At 46.1% G+C, this 13,423-nt stretch carries 12 protein-coding genes and 1 pseudogene; 12 read left to right on the top strand and 1 reads right to left on the bottom strand.

Translation table 11 applies throughout. The annotated features are described in order from the left end of the window. Positions 1-22 precede the first annotated feature (22 nt). The 9 genes and pseudogenes from TRNA_RS39540 (at position 23) to TRNA_RS44510 (ending at position 9,539) form a co-directional block, all read left to right on the top strand. Positions 23-1,030, top strand: a complete 1,008-nt coding sequence (locus TRNA_RS39540; RefSeq protein ID WP_003185470.1) for an LLM class flavin-dependent oxidoreductase — start codon at positions 23-25, stop codon at positions 1,028-1,030. 401 nt (positions 1,031-1,431) lie between these two features. Continuing rightward, a complete protein-coding gene (locus TRNA_RS39535; protein WP_003185468.1) occupies positions 1,432-2,472 on the top strand; it encodes a sugar-binding transcriptional regulator in 1,041 nt (346 codons plus the stop codon). Positions 2,473-2,505: 33 nt separating this feature from the next. Then, entirely contained in the window at positions 2,506-3,513 is a 1,008-nt protein-coding gene (gene gap / locus TRNA_RS39530) for a type I glyceraldehyde-3-phosphate dehydrogenase (protein ID WP_003185466.1), read from the top strand. Between the two features lie 173 nt (positions 3,514-3,686). Next, entirely contained in the window at positions 3,687-4,871 is a 1,185-nt protein-coding gene (locus tag TRNA_RS39525) for a phosphoglycerate kinase (protein WP_003185465.1), read from the top strand. 30 nt (positions 4,872-4,901) lie between these two features. Next, complete coding sequence (tpiA, locus tag TRNA_RS39520; protein WP_003185464.1) at positions 4,902-5,663, top strand: triose-phosphate isomerase; 762 nt, start codon at positions 4,902-4,904, stop codon at positions 5,661-5,663. Then, positions 5,656-7,191, top strand: coding sequence for a 2,3-bisphosphoglycerate-independent phosphoglycerate mutase (gene gpmI / locus TRNA_RS39515; protein ID WP_003185462.1), 1,536 nt, complete (start codon positions 5,656-5,658; stop codon positions 7,189-7,191). The genes tpiA and gpmI overlap by 8 nt, the downstream gene beginning before the upstream one ends. A gap of 22 nt (positions 7,192-7,213) precedes the next feature. Then, a complete protein-coding gene (eno, locus tag TRNA_RS39510; protein WP_003185460.1) occupies positions 7,214-8,506 on the top strand; it encodes a phosphopyruvate hydratase in 1,293 nt (430 codons plus the stop codon). 135 nt (positions 8,507-8,641) lie between these two features. Beyond that, positions 8,642-9,274 (top strand): annotated as a pseudogene (locus tag TRNA_RS39505) (type 1 glutamine amidotransferase family protein). A gap of 184 nt (positions 9,275-9,458) precedes the next feature. Next, complete coding sequence (locus TRNA_RS44510) at positions 9,459-9,539, top strand: putative holin-like toxin (RefSeq protein ID WP_003185456.1); 81 nt, start codon at positions 9,459-9,461, stop codon at positions 9,537-9,539. Positions 9,540-9,876: 337 nt separating this feature from the next. Here the strand turns inward: TRNA_RS44510 and TRNA_RS39500 are convergent, their stop codons facing one another. Beyond that, complete coding sequence (locus tag TRNA_RS39500; protein ID WP_003185454.1) at positions 9,877-10,269, bottom strand: hypothetical protein; 393 nt, start codon at positions 10,267-10,269, stop codon at positions 9,877-9,879. A gap of 287 nt (positions 10,270-10,556) precedes the next feature. Between TRNA_RS39500 and TRNA_RS39495 the strand changes: the two genes are divergently transcribed. The 3 genes from TRNA_RS39495 (at position 10,557) to TRNA_RS44180 (ending at position 13,400) form a co-directional block, all read left to right on the top strand. Further along, positions 10,557-11,504, top strand: coding sequence for an ABC transporter substrate-binding protein (locus TRNA_RS39495; protein ID WP_011198331.1), 948 nt, complete (start codon positions 10,557-10,559; stop codon positions 11,502-11,504). Between the two features lie 128 nt (positions 11,505-11,632). Further along, positions 11,633-12,298 (top strand): TcaA second domain-containing protein, encoded by a 666-nt coding sequence (locus TRNA_RS44185; RefSeq protein ID WP_021837737.1) that lies wholly within the window; start codon positions 11,633-11,635, stop codon positions 12,296-12,298. Then, a complete protein-coding gene (locus tag TRNA_RS44180) occupies positions 12,273-13,400 on the top strand; it encodes a TcaA NTF2-like domain-containing protein (RefSeq protein WP_223307062.1) in 1,128 nt (375 codons plus the stop codon). Before TRNA_RS44185 ends, TRNA_RS44180 begins: the two co-directional genes overlap by 26 nt. Positions 13,401-13,423 lie beyond the last annotated feature (23 nt).

Here is a 13,423-nt window from a genome sequence, read left to right as displayed (position 1 = left end):
ACTTCAGGAAGAAGGAAAGACAATGTCAGAACAGCATTTCAAAAATACGAAGTATTCCGTATTAAATCTGTCTCCTATCGTACAAGGCGGAAATGCGGAACAATCTTTTAAACAATCTATGGATTTGGCGCAGCATGCCGAAAAATGGGGGTACCACAGGTTCTGGCTGGCTGAGCACCATAATATCGAAGGTGTTGCAAGCTCGGCCACCTCTGTTTTGATCGGCTATATCGCCGGAGGTACTAAGAAAATGCGCATCGGCTCGGGAGGGATTATGCTGCCGAACCATTCCCCGCTCGTCATCGCCGAACAGTTCGGAACGCTTGAATCCCTTTATCCCGGCAGAATCGATTTAGGACTTGGACGCGCTCCGGGCACTGATCAATTAACAGCGCGCGCATTAAGAAGAAACATAAGCAGCGGGGAGGATTTTCCCGAGCAGCTTGAAGAACTGCGGCAATATTTTAAGCCGTCGGGCAATGTAAGAAATCATGTGCGCGCCATACCGGGAGAAGGGCTTGATGTGCCGATTTGGCTTCTCGGTTCAAGCGGATTCAGCGCCCGGCTTGCCGGGGAGCTCGGTTTGCCGTTTGCATTTGCGGCTCATTTTTCGCCCGCCAATACGCTGCCTGCCTTGGAACTGTATCGGAGTTCGTTTAAGCCCGGCGTCTTGAAGGAGCCTTATGCGATGGTCGGGGTTACCGTTATCGCAGCCGATACGGATGCGAAAGCGCAGCGCCTGGCAACGTCGCACTATCAGAAGTTTTTGGATCTTGTCCGCGGCGCTCCGACACAGCTTAAGCCGCCTGTAGATGATATGGAACAGATTTGGACGCCGCGCGAAAAAGCGATGGTGAACGAGCAGCTCAGCTCAACGATCATCGGCGGGCCGGACAGTGTGAAAGAAAAGCTTGAAGAGTTCATCCGGACGACTCAGGCGAACGAGATCATGATCAATTCAGAAACATTTGACCATGCTGACAGACTTCGCTCGTTCGAAATCATTGCAGATGTATGGAAAAACGGATAAACGCAAAAAAGCAACGGAACGGAAAAACCGCCCGTTGCTTTTTTGCTGGTAAGTACGTATTTTAGCAATATATTTATTTTTGAAATAGCTACAATATAATCTAGAAAAATGCCTGGAAGAAATCGAACAGCTTTGCATGAAATAAAAGGGCTAATTTTCATTGAGGCACGTTTTTATGAAATATGTATAATATAGAAATTATCAGGAACAATAATTAAAACAGAAGTGTGAACGTTCGCGCGAATGTTGTCGATGAATTGTTTCTTAACAGTTGAATAAACATTTTAACCCTGTTACAATAAGGAATGTAAGCAGGAGTAATTTTTTTTGGCTGAGGTGGGACGTTTTCAGTCACTGCGGGACATTATTCGTCCAGGATGAGATGAAAGGAACGTTTTGGCATGAATCAACTAATACAGGCTCAGAAAAAATTATTGCCGGATCTTCTCGATGTCATGCAGAAAAGGTACAAAATTTTGCAGTACATAAGGCTGACTGAACCGATCGGCAGAAGAAGCCTTGCTGCCAGCCTCGGCATCAGCGAGCGGATTTTAAGGGCGGAGGTTCAGTTTTTAAAAGAACAAAATCTACTAGAGATTAAAACAACCGGCATGATATTGACACCTGAAGGATCCGACCTGCTGAAAGTTCTCGAAGATACGATGAAGGACGTTTTAGGTTTAACTCATTTGGAAAATACATTAAAAGAGAGGTTGAACCTCGACGAAGTCATCATTGTATCGGGAGACAGCGACCAGTCCCCATGGGTCAAAAAAGAGATGGGGAGAGCGGCCGTCGCATGCATGAAAAATAGGTTTACGGGGGAAAATATCGTCGCCGTAACCGGAGGTACGACACTTGAGGCCGTGGCAGAAATGATGACGCCTGACTCGAAAAACCGCAAGCTGCTTTTTGTTCCGGCAAGAGGCGGACTGGGCGAAAACGTCAGGAATCAGGCCAATACGATTTGCGCCCATATGGCCGAGAAAGCTTCCGGTACATACAAACTGTTATTTGTGCCGGGGCAGCTGAGCAAAGAAGCATATTCTTCTATCATTGAGGAACCTTCTATTAAAGAAGTGCTTCAGACGATTCAATCATCCAGTATGGTGATTCATGGAATCGGGGATGCTAAAACAATGGCAGAACGAAGAAATACGCCAAAGGAAGATTTGAAGAAAATAGAAGAAAATGAGGCAGTTGCAGAAGCGTTCGGCTACTATTTCGACCGCCACGGGGAAGTCATTCACAAAGTGCACAGCGTAGGCATCCAGCTTGAGGATCTCGATTCGATCCCGAACATCATTGCGGTGGCGGGAGGCTCGTCAAAAGCTGACGCCATAGAGGCATACTTCAAAAAGCCGCGCAATACGGTTTTGATCACTGATGAAGGAGCCGCAAAACAGTTATTAAGGGAAGCTTCTTCCCTCAATATAAATTAAATATCTCTTATTTACTTAAAGGAGGAAATCATCATGGCAGTAAAAGTCGGTATTAATGGTTTTGGTCGTATTGGACGCAATGTATTCCGCGCAGCATTAAATAATCCTGAAGTTGAGGTTGTGGCAGTTAACGATTTGACAGACGCTAACATGCTTGCTCACCTATTACAATATGATTCAGTACATGGAAAATTGGACGCAGAGGTTTCTGTTGACGGAAGCAACCTTGTTGTTAACGGTCAAACAATCCAAGTTACAGCAGAGCGCGATCCTTCTAAACTAAGCTGGGGAGAGCAAGGTGTTGAAATCGTTGTTGAATCAACTGGTTTCTTCACAAAACGCGCAGATGCGGCGAAACATTTGGAAGCCGGCGCGAAAAAAGTTATCATCTCAGCTCCTGCGAGTGAAGAAGATATTACAATCGTTATGGGTGTTAACGAAGATAAATACGATGCGGCTAACCACCATGTTATCTCTAACGCATCTTGCACAACAAACTGCCTTGCGCCGTTTGCAAAAGTTCTGAACGACAAATTCGGCATCAAACGCGGTATGATGACAACTGTTCACTCTTACACAAACGATCAGCAAATCCTGGATCTTCCGCACAAAGACTACCGTCGTGCGCGTGCGGCAGCTGAGAGCATCATTCCTACAACAACTGGTGCTGCGAAAGCCGTTTCCCTTGTACTTCCTGAACTGAAAGGAAAACTGAACGGCGGAGCAATGCGTGTTCCAACACCAAACGTATCACTTGTTGACCTGGTTGCTGAACTTGACAAAGAAGTAACAGCAGAAGAAGTAAACGCAGCGCTTAAAGAAGCAGCAGAAGGCGAACTTCAAGGCGTTCTTGGCTACAGCGAAGAGCCGCTTGTATCTAAAGACTACAACGGCAATACAAACTCTTCTACAATCGATGCTCTTTCTACAATGGTTATGGAAGGCAGCATGGTTAAAGTTATTTCTTGGTATGACAACGAAAGCGGATATTCTCACCGTGTTGTTGACCTTGCCGCTTACATCGCAAAACAAGGTCTTTAATCCGGAAACCAGAATCAGACTTGGTTCTTGATGAGAGAAGCGCTATAATGAAAGCGGACAAGGGAAGGGGACACACACTCCCTTTCCCTTTTTCCATATCGGCGCCTTTAAGCCGCCCGGGGATTTCCGTTTTCAGGCTTGTAAAACATTAAAAGGAGGATCTCCTAAAAGCCATGAACAAAAAATCAGTAAAAGACATTGATGTAAAAGGCCGCGTTGTTTTCTGCCGTGTTGACTTTAACGTTCCGATGAAGGACGGAAAAGTGACGGATGATACGAGAATCCGCGCCGCACTTCCGACGATTCAATACTTAACAGAGCAGGGAGCGAAAGTTCTTCTTGCAAGCCACTTGGGCCGTCCGAAAGGCCAGGTGTCAGAAGAGCTTCGCTTAACGCCGGTAGCCGCACGCCTCGGCGAACTGATCGGCAAAGAAGTGAAAAAAGCGGATGAAGCTTACGGCGACGCCGTCAAAGCGCAAATTTCCGAAATGAAAGACGGAGATATTCTCGTATTGGAAAATGTCCGCTTCTATCCGGGAGAAGAAAAGAATGATCCTGAGCTTTCTAAAGCGTTTGCCGACCTGGCTGACGTTTATGTCAATGATGCATTCGGAGCGGCTCACCGCGCCCATGCTTCAACAGCAGGCATCGCTGAACACCTTCCGGCTGTTGCAGGCTTCCTCATGGAAAAAGAGCTTGAAGTGCTGGGCAAAGCGCTGTCAAACCCTGAACGTCCGTTTACAGCGATCATCGGCGGCGCAAAAGTAAAAGACAAAATCGGCGTGATTGAAAGTCTTCTTGAGAAAGTAGACAACCTGATCATCGGCGGCGGTCTTGCTTACACGTTCGTCAAAGCGCTCGGCCATGAAGTGGGAAAATCCCTGCTGGAAGAAGATAAAATTGAATTGGCTAAATCTTTCATGGACCGCGCCAAAGAAAAAGGCGTGAACTTCTACATGCCTACAGACGTGCTTGTTGCTGACGATTTCTCAAACGACGCCAACACGAAAATCGTGCCGGTAAGCGAAATCCCTAGCGACTGGGAAGCGCTTGACATCGGCGAGGAAACAAGAAAAACATATGCCGACGTCATCAAAAACAGCAAGCTTGTCGTTTGGAACGGACCGATGGGCGTATTCGAAATCGACGCGTTCGCTAAAGGAACAAGAGCTGTCGCTGAAGCATTAGCAGAGGCAAATGATACATACTCTGTCATCGGCGGCGGAGACTCTGCAGCTGCTGTAGAAAAGTTCGGCTTGGCTGACAAAATGAGCCACATTTCAACAGGCGGCGGAGCTTCCCTTGAGTTTATGGAAGGAAAAGAACTTCCTGGCGTCAAAGCATTGAACGACAAGTAAGCAAAATATACAGCATAAGGAGTGGAGCACATGAGAAAACCAATTATAGCCGGTAACTGGAAGATGAATAAAGTGCTTTCAGAAGCTGTCAGCTTCGTTGAAGAAGTGAAATCTTCCATTCCCGCAGCAGATAAAGCAGAAGCTGTTGTCTGTGCGCCTGCACTGTTCCTTGAAAAGCTCACATCAGCTGTAAAAGGCACAGATCTGAAAGTCGGCGCGCAAAACATGCATTTTGAAGAAAGCGGAGCTTTCACGGGTGAAATCAGCCCTGCGGCTTTGAAAGACCTTGGAGTTGAATACTGCGTCATCGGCCACTCCGAGCGCCGCGAAATGTTTGCTGAAACGGATGAAACGGTCAACAAAAAAGCGCATGCTGCATTTAAATACGGCATCGTTCCGATCATCTGCGTAGGTGAAACGCTTGAAGAGCGCGAAGCAAACAAAACAAACGAGCTTGTTGCAGACCAAGTGAAAAAAGCACTTGCAGGTTTAACAACTGAACAGGTAGCTGCTTCCGTGATCGCTTATGAGCCGATCTGGGCGATTGGAACCGGCAAGTCTTCAACTGCACAAGATGCAAACGAAGTATGCGCGCACATCCGCAAAACCGTGGCATCAGAGTTCGGACAAACTGCAGCAGACAGCGTCCGCATTCAGTACGGCGGAAGCGTAAAACCTGCGAACATTAAAGAATATATGGCCGAATCCGATATCGACGGCGCTCTTGTTGGCGGAGCAAGCCTTGAGCCGCAGTCTTTCGTGCAATTATTGGAGGCAGGTCAATATGAGTAACAAGTTAGCCGCGCTCATCATTTTAGATGGGTTTGGACTAAGGGACGAAACCGTCGGAAACGCCGTAGCCCAAGCGAAAAAACCGAACTTTGACCGCTATTGGAACAAGTATCCGCACCAGACGCTGACAGCTTCAGGAGAAGCGGTAGGTCTTCCAGACGGCCAGATGGGCAACTCGGAAGTCGGCCATCTGAATATCGGCGCAGGCCGGATCGTTTACCAAAGTCTGACGCGCGTGAACGTTGCGATTCGCGAGGGAGAATTCGAACAGAACGAAACATTCCTTGCAGCGATGAAGCACGTGAAAGAAAAAGGCACAAACCTCCACTTGTTCGGACTGCTGTCTGACGGCGGAGTGCACAGCCACATTCACCATTTATATGCACTCTTGAAACTTGCCAAAAAAGAAGGCGTTGAAAACGTCTATATTCACGGCTTCCTTGACGGCCGCGATGTAGGCCCGCAAACAGCTGAGAAGTACATCAAAGAGCTTCAGGATCAAATCGAAGAAATCGGCGTCGGCGAGATCGCAACATTGTCAGGCCGCTACTATTCAATGGACCGAGACAAGCGCTGGGACCGCGTCGAAAAAGCGTACCGCGCCATGGCATACGGAGAGGGACCGAAATATCAAAATCCGCTCGATGTCGTGAAAGATTCTTATGAAAACGGAATTTACGATGAATTCGTGATTCCTTCCGTCATTACGAAAGAAAACGGCGAACCTGTTGCGACAATCAAGGACAACGATGCGGTCATTTTCTACAACTTCAGACCCGACCGTGCGATCCAGATTTCCAACACGTTCACCAATGACGACTTCCGCGACTTCGACCGCGGAGACAAGCATCCGAAAAACCTTCATTTCGTTTGCTTGACACATTTCAGTGAAACGGTTGACGGATACGTGGCATTCAAACCGGTCAATCTCGACAACACAGTCGGCGAAGTTTTATCCCAAAACGGGCTGAAGCAGCTTCGCATCGCTGAAACTGAAAAATATCCGCACGTCACATTCTTTATGAGCGGCGGACGCGAAGAAAAGTTCCCGGGCGAAGAGCGAATCTTAATCGACTCGCCTAAAGTCGCAACATATGACTTGAAACCTGAAATGAGCGCATATGAAGTAAAAGATGCGCTTGTCAAAGAAATTGAGGCTGAAAAGCATAACGCGATCATCCTCAACTTTGCCAACCCTGACATGGTTGGACATTCAGGAAAAGTCGAGCCGACGGTCAAAGCAATCGAAGCGGTTGACGAGTGCCTCGGCGAAGTCGTTGATGCGATTCTTGCAAAAGGCGGCTACGCGATTATTACGGCCGACCACGGTAACGCAGACGTGCTGATTACCGAAGAAGGCAAGCCGCACACCGCACATACGACAAACCCGGTTCCTGTCATCGTCACAAAAGAAGGCGTGACATTAAGAGAAGGCGGAATCCTCGGGGATCTGGCGCCAACTCTTTTAGACTTGCTGGGTGTTGAAAAACCGAAAGAAATGACAGGATCGTCATTAATTCAAAAATAAGCATTAAAGGAGAGAAACAAACATGCCATACATTGTTGATGTTTATGCACGTGAAGTATTAGACTCCCGCGGTAACCCGACGGTTGAAGTTGAAGTATACACTGAATCAGGAGCTTTTGGACGCGCGCTGGTTCCAAGCGGAGCTTCCACTGGCGAATACGAAGCTGTTGAGCTTCGCGACGGCGACAAAGACCGCTACCTTGGAAAAGGCGTTTTAACAGCCGTTAACAACGTGAACGAAATCATCGCACCCGAGCTTATCGGCTTTGATGTGACTGAGCAAGTATCAATCGACAAATTGCTGATCGAACTTGACGGAACTGAAAATAAAGGCAAGCTCGGCGCCAACGCCATCCTTGGTGTATCAATGGCCGTTGCCCGCGCAGCTGCGGATTTCTTGCAGATTCCTCTATACCAATACCTTGGAGGATTCAACTCTAAAACGCTTCCTGTACCGATGATGAACATCGTAAACGGCGGAGAGCATGCGGACAACAACGTTGACATTCAAGAATTCATGATCATGCCTGTCGGTGCGGAAAACTTCCGCGAAGCACTTCGCATGGGAGCACAAATTTTCCACAGCCTGAAATCAGTCTTGAAAGAAAAAGGCTTGAACACAGCTGTAGGTGATGAAGGCGGATTCGCTCCAAACCTTGGATCTAACGAAGAAGCGCTTCAAACAATCGTTGAAGCGATCGAAAAAGCAGGATTCAAACCTGGCGAAGAAGTGAAATTGGCAATGGATGCTGCATCTTCTGAGTTCTACAACAAAGAAGACGGCAAATACCATCTTGCAGGCGAAGGCGTTGTAAAAACGTCAGCTGAAATGGTTGACTGGTACGAGGAGCTGACTTCTAAGTACCCAATCATCTCAATCGAAGACGGCCTTGACGAAAACGACTGGGAAGGCCACAAACTTCTGACTGAGCGTCTTGGCTCAAAAGTTCAGCTTGTCGGTGACGACCTTTTCGTAACAAACACGAAAAAGCTTGCTGAAGGAATCAAAAACGGCGTCGGCAACTCTATCCTGATCAAAGTAAACCAAATCGGTACATTGACTGAAACTTTCGATGCGATCGAAATGGCGAAACGCGCAGGCTACACTGCCGTTATCTCTCACCGCTCCGGTGAAACTGAAGACAGCACAATCGCTGACATCGCTGTGGCAACAAACGCAGGACAAATCAAAACAGGTGCTCCGTCTCGTACGGACCGTGTTGCGAAATACAACCAGCTTCTTCGCATCGAAGATCAATTGGCTGAAACTGCGCAATACCACGGTATTCAATCTTTCTACAACTTGAATAAGTAAGCATAAAAAAGAGGTTGGCTGCAGATGCGGCCAACCTCTTTTAAATGTGAAAGCTGAATTTCCTTTACCCTGACAAAAGCTGTCAGGGTTTTTGATTATAATAGGCTGTATCAATTGCGATTGGAGTGTTACTGGATGCAGTCGAAAACAGTATATCTTTATGCATTCCATACAATGTCAGATTGGGAATATGGATATTTAATGGCCGAACTGAACTCGGGAAGATATTTCAAAAAAGATGCGGCACCTTTAAAAGTCATGACAATAGGAGTGAATAAAGAAATGGTGACGACGATGGGTGGACTGCGCATAAAACCGGATATCTCCCTTGATGAGTGGACGCCCGAGAGTGCGGATCTAATCATTTTACCCGGAGGGAATACTTGGGGAGAAAAGATTCATCAGCCGATCTTGAAAAAGGCCGGCGAAGCTTTAGAGCTTGGCGCGATGGTTGCCGCAATATGAGGTGCAACTGCGGGACTGGCGAATAGCGGATATCTGGATTCAAGAAAGCATACAAGCAATGACTTGGCCTATATGAAAATGGTCTGTCCTCATTATAAAGGAGAACCGTTTTATGAGATGGGACCCGCGGTATCAAATGGGAATCTGGTTACTGCATCAGGAGCGGCTCCTCTCGAATTCGCAAGGGAAGTGCTGAAAAAATTAGACGTGTTTGCACCGGATACATTGGATTCATGGTATCAACTCAATAAGACCGGTCAACGTGAATACTTCTTCAAGCTAATGAATTCAATCAATAAATGAGCTGAAAGACCAAGAATTTAGTCGATGTCGAAGCAATTCGGCGGAAAAGCTAGATTTCATGAGTGAAAAAGGTTTTTTCCCTAATTTTATGTTCTCCTTGATATGGTATAATCTACCTCGTATAAAAAGCTTTGCTCACTCAAGGGAAGTCTTGCTCATCCCCTTCTGAAAGGGGGTGATAAAAATGACAGCATATGAAACAATCTCTTTAATGATTGCTTTTGGCATGCTGATTGCCATGTTGTCAGAGAACAAAGAAAAATAGACCGCCCCTTGAGCCTGGAAAGTGATAGGGAGTGGTCTATTTTAGGTCAATCTGAGCAAGCCCCTTCGAAGGGCCGGCTTTTTGTACAAGCCGAAGTGTTGGAGCACTTCGGTCTTTTTAGTATATGCAACATGTTTACTTAGATATCTATATCATAAAGAATTTTCATTAATTTGTAAATGGCGAAAGCAAATGTTGTTTTTTAAAAAATCAATCGTCAGATTACGCATTGGCAAGTGATTTTCTCAGAGCACCATATTGACCAGCGCCGTTTATAGAAACCACTGAGTTCGACCTTGGCTCCAACACCCCGTCAGCCTAAGAAAAACCCACCCGTTTATCGCAGATTTTTCGCAGGCTTCAGAAACCAGGCGGGAAGAAAACCGCTGATGCCAACGATCAAAAAACCAATGATCGACAACAGCGCAATCGCGATGGGAGAGAGGGCTTGCTGAAGGCTGTAAGCCGAACAGGAAAGCAGCACGCCTAATCCTAAGGTGATGAGGAAGACCTTTTGATTTGTAAAAAACAACGTTTCAGATCTAGTGAATTTGGCATAAATCAAAGGAAGACCTGTATAGCACCCGATGATAAACGTAAAAAGCACCGCTTCCGATAATTGAAAAACGGCTGAATTGCCGGCTCCAAATATTTCACCAAAAGAAATCGACCAATTGCTCAGCATGACAAGTCCGAAAAGGTAGAAACCACTCAATAAAAACTTAGTCAAATCACCCCTCCTTACTATGGTAAAAAAAACATATTCATACAAGATTATGTTAACCTAATGAATTCAAAGTGTCTAGAAGGAGGATCATCCCGGTTTTCGTAAGAAGACGATATGCTCATTGTACAGTGTCTGCCGAGCAGGGTTTTCTTTATCCGGATGCAGCTCAAAAGCGGTTTTTAGCACAATCCAAAACAGATATATAGGAATTTCATATTGACTTTAGGTTGATTCATTATATAATCTAATTGATAATGAAAATCACTTGAGAAAAGGGGATCCTACATATCATGAAACGTTTTAAATGGTTTGCACTGTTCGCTGCGCTTATCCTTTTATTAGCCGCCTGCGGAAATCAAGATAAAGATCAATCTGCGGAGAAGAACGGCAGCAAAGATTCCTATACTGTAAAGCACGCAATGGGAACAGCGACAATTGACGGCACTCCGAAAAAAGTCGTCGTACTCACGAATGAAGCGACAGAAGCAGTGCTCGCACTTGGCGTAAAACCTGTCGGCGCCGTTCAATCCTGGCTGGGAGATCCATGGTATGACCATATTAAAGATAAAATGAAAGGCGTAGAGAACGTCGGAACGGAGGCTGCGCCGAATATTGAAAAAATCGCGAGCCTGAAGCCTGACTTAATCATCGGCAACAAAATCCGCCAAGAAGAAGTATACGACAAGCTGAAAGCAATCGCGCCGACCGTATTTGCCGAGACATTGTCAGGGGAATGGAAAAACAACTTTAAGCTTACTGCCGAAGCGCTCAATAAAAAAGCTGAAGGCGAAAAAGTCATCGCTGACTTTGACAAGCGCGTTGAAGACATTCATGAAAAACTAGGCGATAAAGTGAAACAAAAAGTCTCTCTCGTCCGCTTTACAGATGCTGATACCCGCATCTATCACAAAGGATCATTTGCCGGAACGATTTTGGATCAGCTCGGTTTTGCAAGGCCTAAAGGCCAGGAAGCCAACGATCTCGGACAAATGGAAGTGACAAAGGAACAAATTCCTGATATGGACGGGGACGTGCTTTTTTATTACACGTATGAGACAGGCGATGACAAAGCAAGCGCCATTGAGAAAGACTATGTCAATGATCCGCTCTTTAAAAACTTAAACGTCTCCAAAAAAGGAAACGTCCATAAAGTGAGCGATGCCATCTGGAATACAGCAGGGGGCGTCCTTGCAGCAAACCTGATGCTTGATGATATTGAAAAATACTTTTTAAAATGATCAAAAAAGCCAAACGGATCAGCGCATTCGTTTGGCTTTTTTTGATGCGGCCTTAATATTAAATCCCTTCTTACGATAAATATAGTATAAAATGACTAATTGTGTTTTTGTTTGATGGGAGGAAAGTCATGGATTTTTGCAAGGAATGTGGAAGGGAACGAACAAAAAATGCGCTGTATTGCAAGCATTGCGGCGCGCGGGCGGACGAGGAACGAGCTTCCGACCCGGCGGCAAGGTATCAGCGTGCGATGACACGAAAAAGAATCATCATCATGGCGGCAATCGCGGCCTGCTTGATTTTATTGTTTGCCGGCTATAAAACCGGTGAAGCACTCACATCAAAGGAAAAACTGATTTCCGATTTTGAAGCCGCCCTCGATCAGAAAGATGCCAAGAAAGCAGCAAAACTGCTTCAATCATCAGACGTGGATCTGGCTGTCACGGAGAAAAACGTCAAGCCGCTCTTGGATTACTTGAAAGAACACCCGGATGAAGAAAAAGAATTGATCACATCCTTAAAAAGCGGTGCCGGCCATCCATTGATGACGATCGAAAAAAAGGGCAGGCGTTTTTGGATCTATGACCGCTATGTCTTGAACACGGAGCCTGTCTACTTAACGGTTAAGACAAACTATAAAGATACCGGCCTGTTTGTTAACGGCAAAAAGGTCATCACAACAGAAAAAGAAAACTTCGAGAAAAAAATCGGCCCGTTTGTCCCCGGTACTTACGAGGTGAAGGCAAAGCTGAAAAGCGGAATCGCCGATCTTGAAGGTCACCGCCCTCCAAGGTGATGTGAAGGTTAATGCGGACCTTAACGGGCACATGGCAAAGCTTGTCTTTGAAGAAGGCTATGAAAACTTGAAAGGAACGCTCTGGATCAATGATCAGGAGATGAAGATCAATCCATTCAAAGGAACTGAATTCGGACCTGTGCTGACTGACGGTTCAATGTCTGCTCAGGTTGAGGCGCAATTTCCGTGGGGGAAGCTGAAAAGCGAAAAAACGCCGATTGAAGGTGAAGAAATCGAAGTCAATCTTGCATCAGACAAAGGGTTTATGGATGACATGATGACCGCTGTCGTCAACCATACAAAGGAAGCAGCAAAGGCCTTTGCAAGCGGCAATGTCAGCGGCATGACAATGGCCGCCCCGTCTTATCAAAACCGCCTGAAAGAGGTCACGGACGGGCTGAAAAGCAGCAGCACCTACTATAAAGGCACCTACTTATCTACTGTATTTGATCTTGATTCGTTCCGGCTATACAAAGAAGACGGGCAATGGAAAACAGAGCTCAAAGGGATTGAAAAGCACAAATCGGCCTATTATGACGACTACATTGCGCCTAAACTGAAAGAAAACGATAGCGGATATACGTACACATTGGTCTATTCCGAAGGCAAGAAAAAGTGGCTCATCGAAAAAAGCGATCCTGAAGCCGTTATCGATATCGAGCATCAAAAAGAAATCAAAAATGACAATCCGAAGGAATACACATCGGCATGGGCCTCAGCGAAAGGGGCCATGAACAATGCATCAGCAGGCGAAGAGCTCACCGACCAAAAGGTTGCTTTCGCCATTGAAGCGTATTTATACAGGCTACAAGACGCCATCAACACAAACGATTTCGGCCTCGTCCGCGACAGCTTGAAAGAAGGAAGTCCGCTGTACAACGATCAAAAGAAACTGGTCGCTAAACTGTACAACAGCGGGACAGAGGAGGAAGTCGTCCAATTCAGCGTAAACAGCTGGAAGCAAAACGGGCGGGAGGCAACGATTAAGACAACGGAGAAAATTAATATTATCAAAGGCGGAAAAGAACAGTTAAAAACGTATCATTGGACATATCACGCCGCCATCGAGGACGGCAGATTGCTCTTAACGTCAATAGAATAAAAAAAAAGCCCTTTTCCTCAATG

It is taken from the genome of Bacillus licheniformis DSM 13 = ATCC 14580 (assembly GCF_000011645.1).
Lineage (GTDB): Bacteria > Bacillota > Bacilli > Bacillales > Bacillaceae > Bacillus > Bacillus licheniformis.
Note: the sequence above shows the minus strand (reverse complement) of the source record. Positions and strands in the feature narration are given on the sequence as shown.

Excerpts from the sequence above, each read along its gene's own strand:
- TRNA_RS39540 (WP_003185470.1), top strand. The coding sequence starts at position 23 with ATGTCAGAACAGCATTTCAAAAATACGAAGTATTCCGTATTAAATCTG.
- TRNA_RS39535 (WP_003185468.1), top strand. The coding sequence starts at position 1,432 with ATGAATCAACTAATACAGGCTCAGAAAAAATTATTGCCGGATCTTCTC.
- gap (WP_003185466.1), top strand. The coding sequence starts at position 2,506 with ATGGCAGTAAAAGTCGGTATTAATGGTTTTGGTCGTATTGGACGCAAT.
- TRNA_RS39525 (WP_003185465.1), top strand. The coding sequence starts at position 3,687 with ATGAACAAAAAATCAGTAAAAGACATTGATGTAAAAGGCCGCGTTGTT.
- tpiA (WP_003185464.1), top strand. The coding sequence starts at position 4,902 with ATGAGAAAACCAATTATAGCCGGTAACTGGAAGATGAATAAAGTGCTT.
- gpmI (WP_003185462.1), top strand. The coding sequence starts at position 5,656 with ATGAGTAACAAGTTAGCCGCGCTCATCATTTTAGATGGGTTTGGACTA.
- eno (WP_003185460.1), top strand. The coding sequence starts at position 7,214 with ATGCCATACATTGTTGATGTTTATGCACGTGAAGTATTAGACTCCCGC.
- TRNA_RS44510 (WP_003185456.1), top strand. The coding sequence starts at position 9,459 with ATGACAGCATATGAAACAATCTCTTTAATGATTGCTTTTGGCATGCTG.
- TRNA_RS39495 (WP_011198331.1), top strand. The coding sequence starts at position 10,557 with ATGAAACGTTTTAAATGGTTTGCACTGTTCGCTGCGCTTATCCTTTTA.
- TRNA_RS44185 (WP_021837737.1), top strand. The coding sequence starts at position 11,633 with ATGGATTTTTGCAAGGAATGTGGAAGGGAACGAACAAAAAATGCGCTG.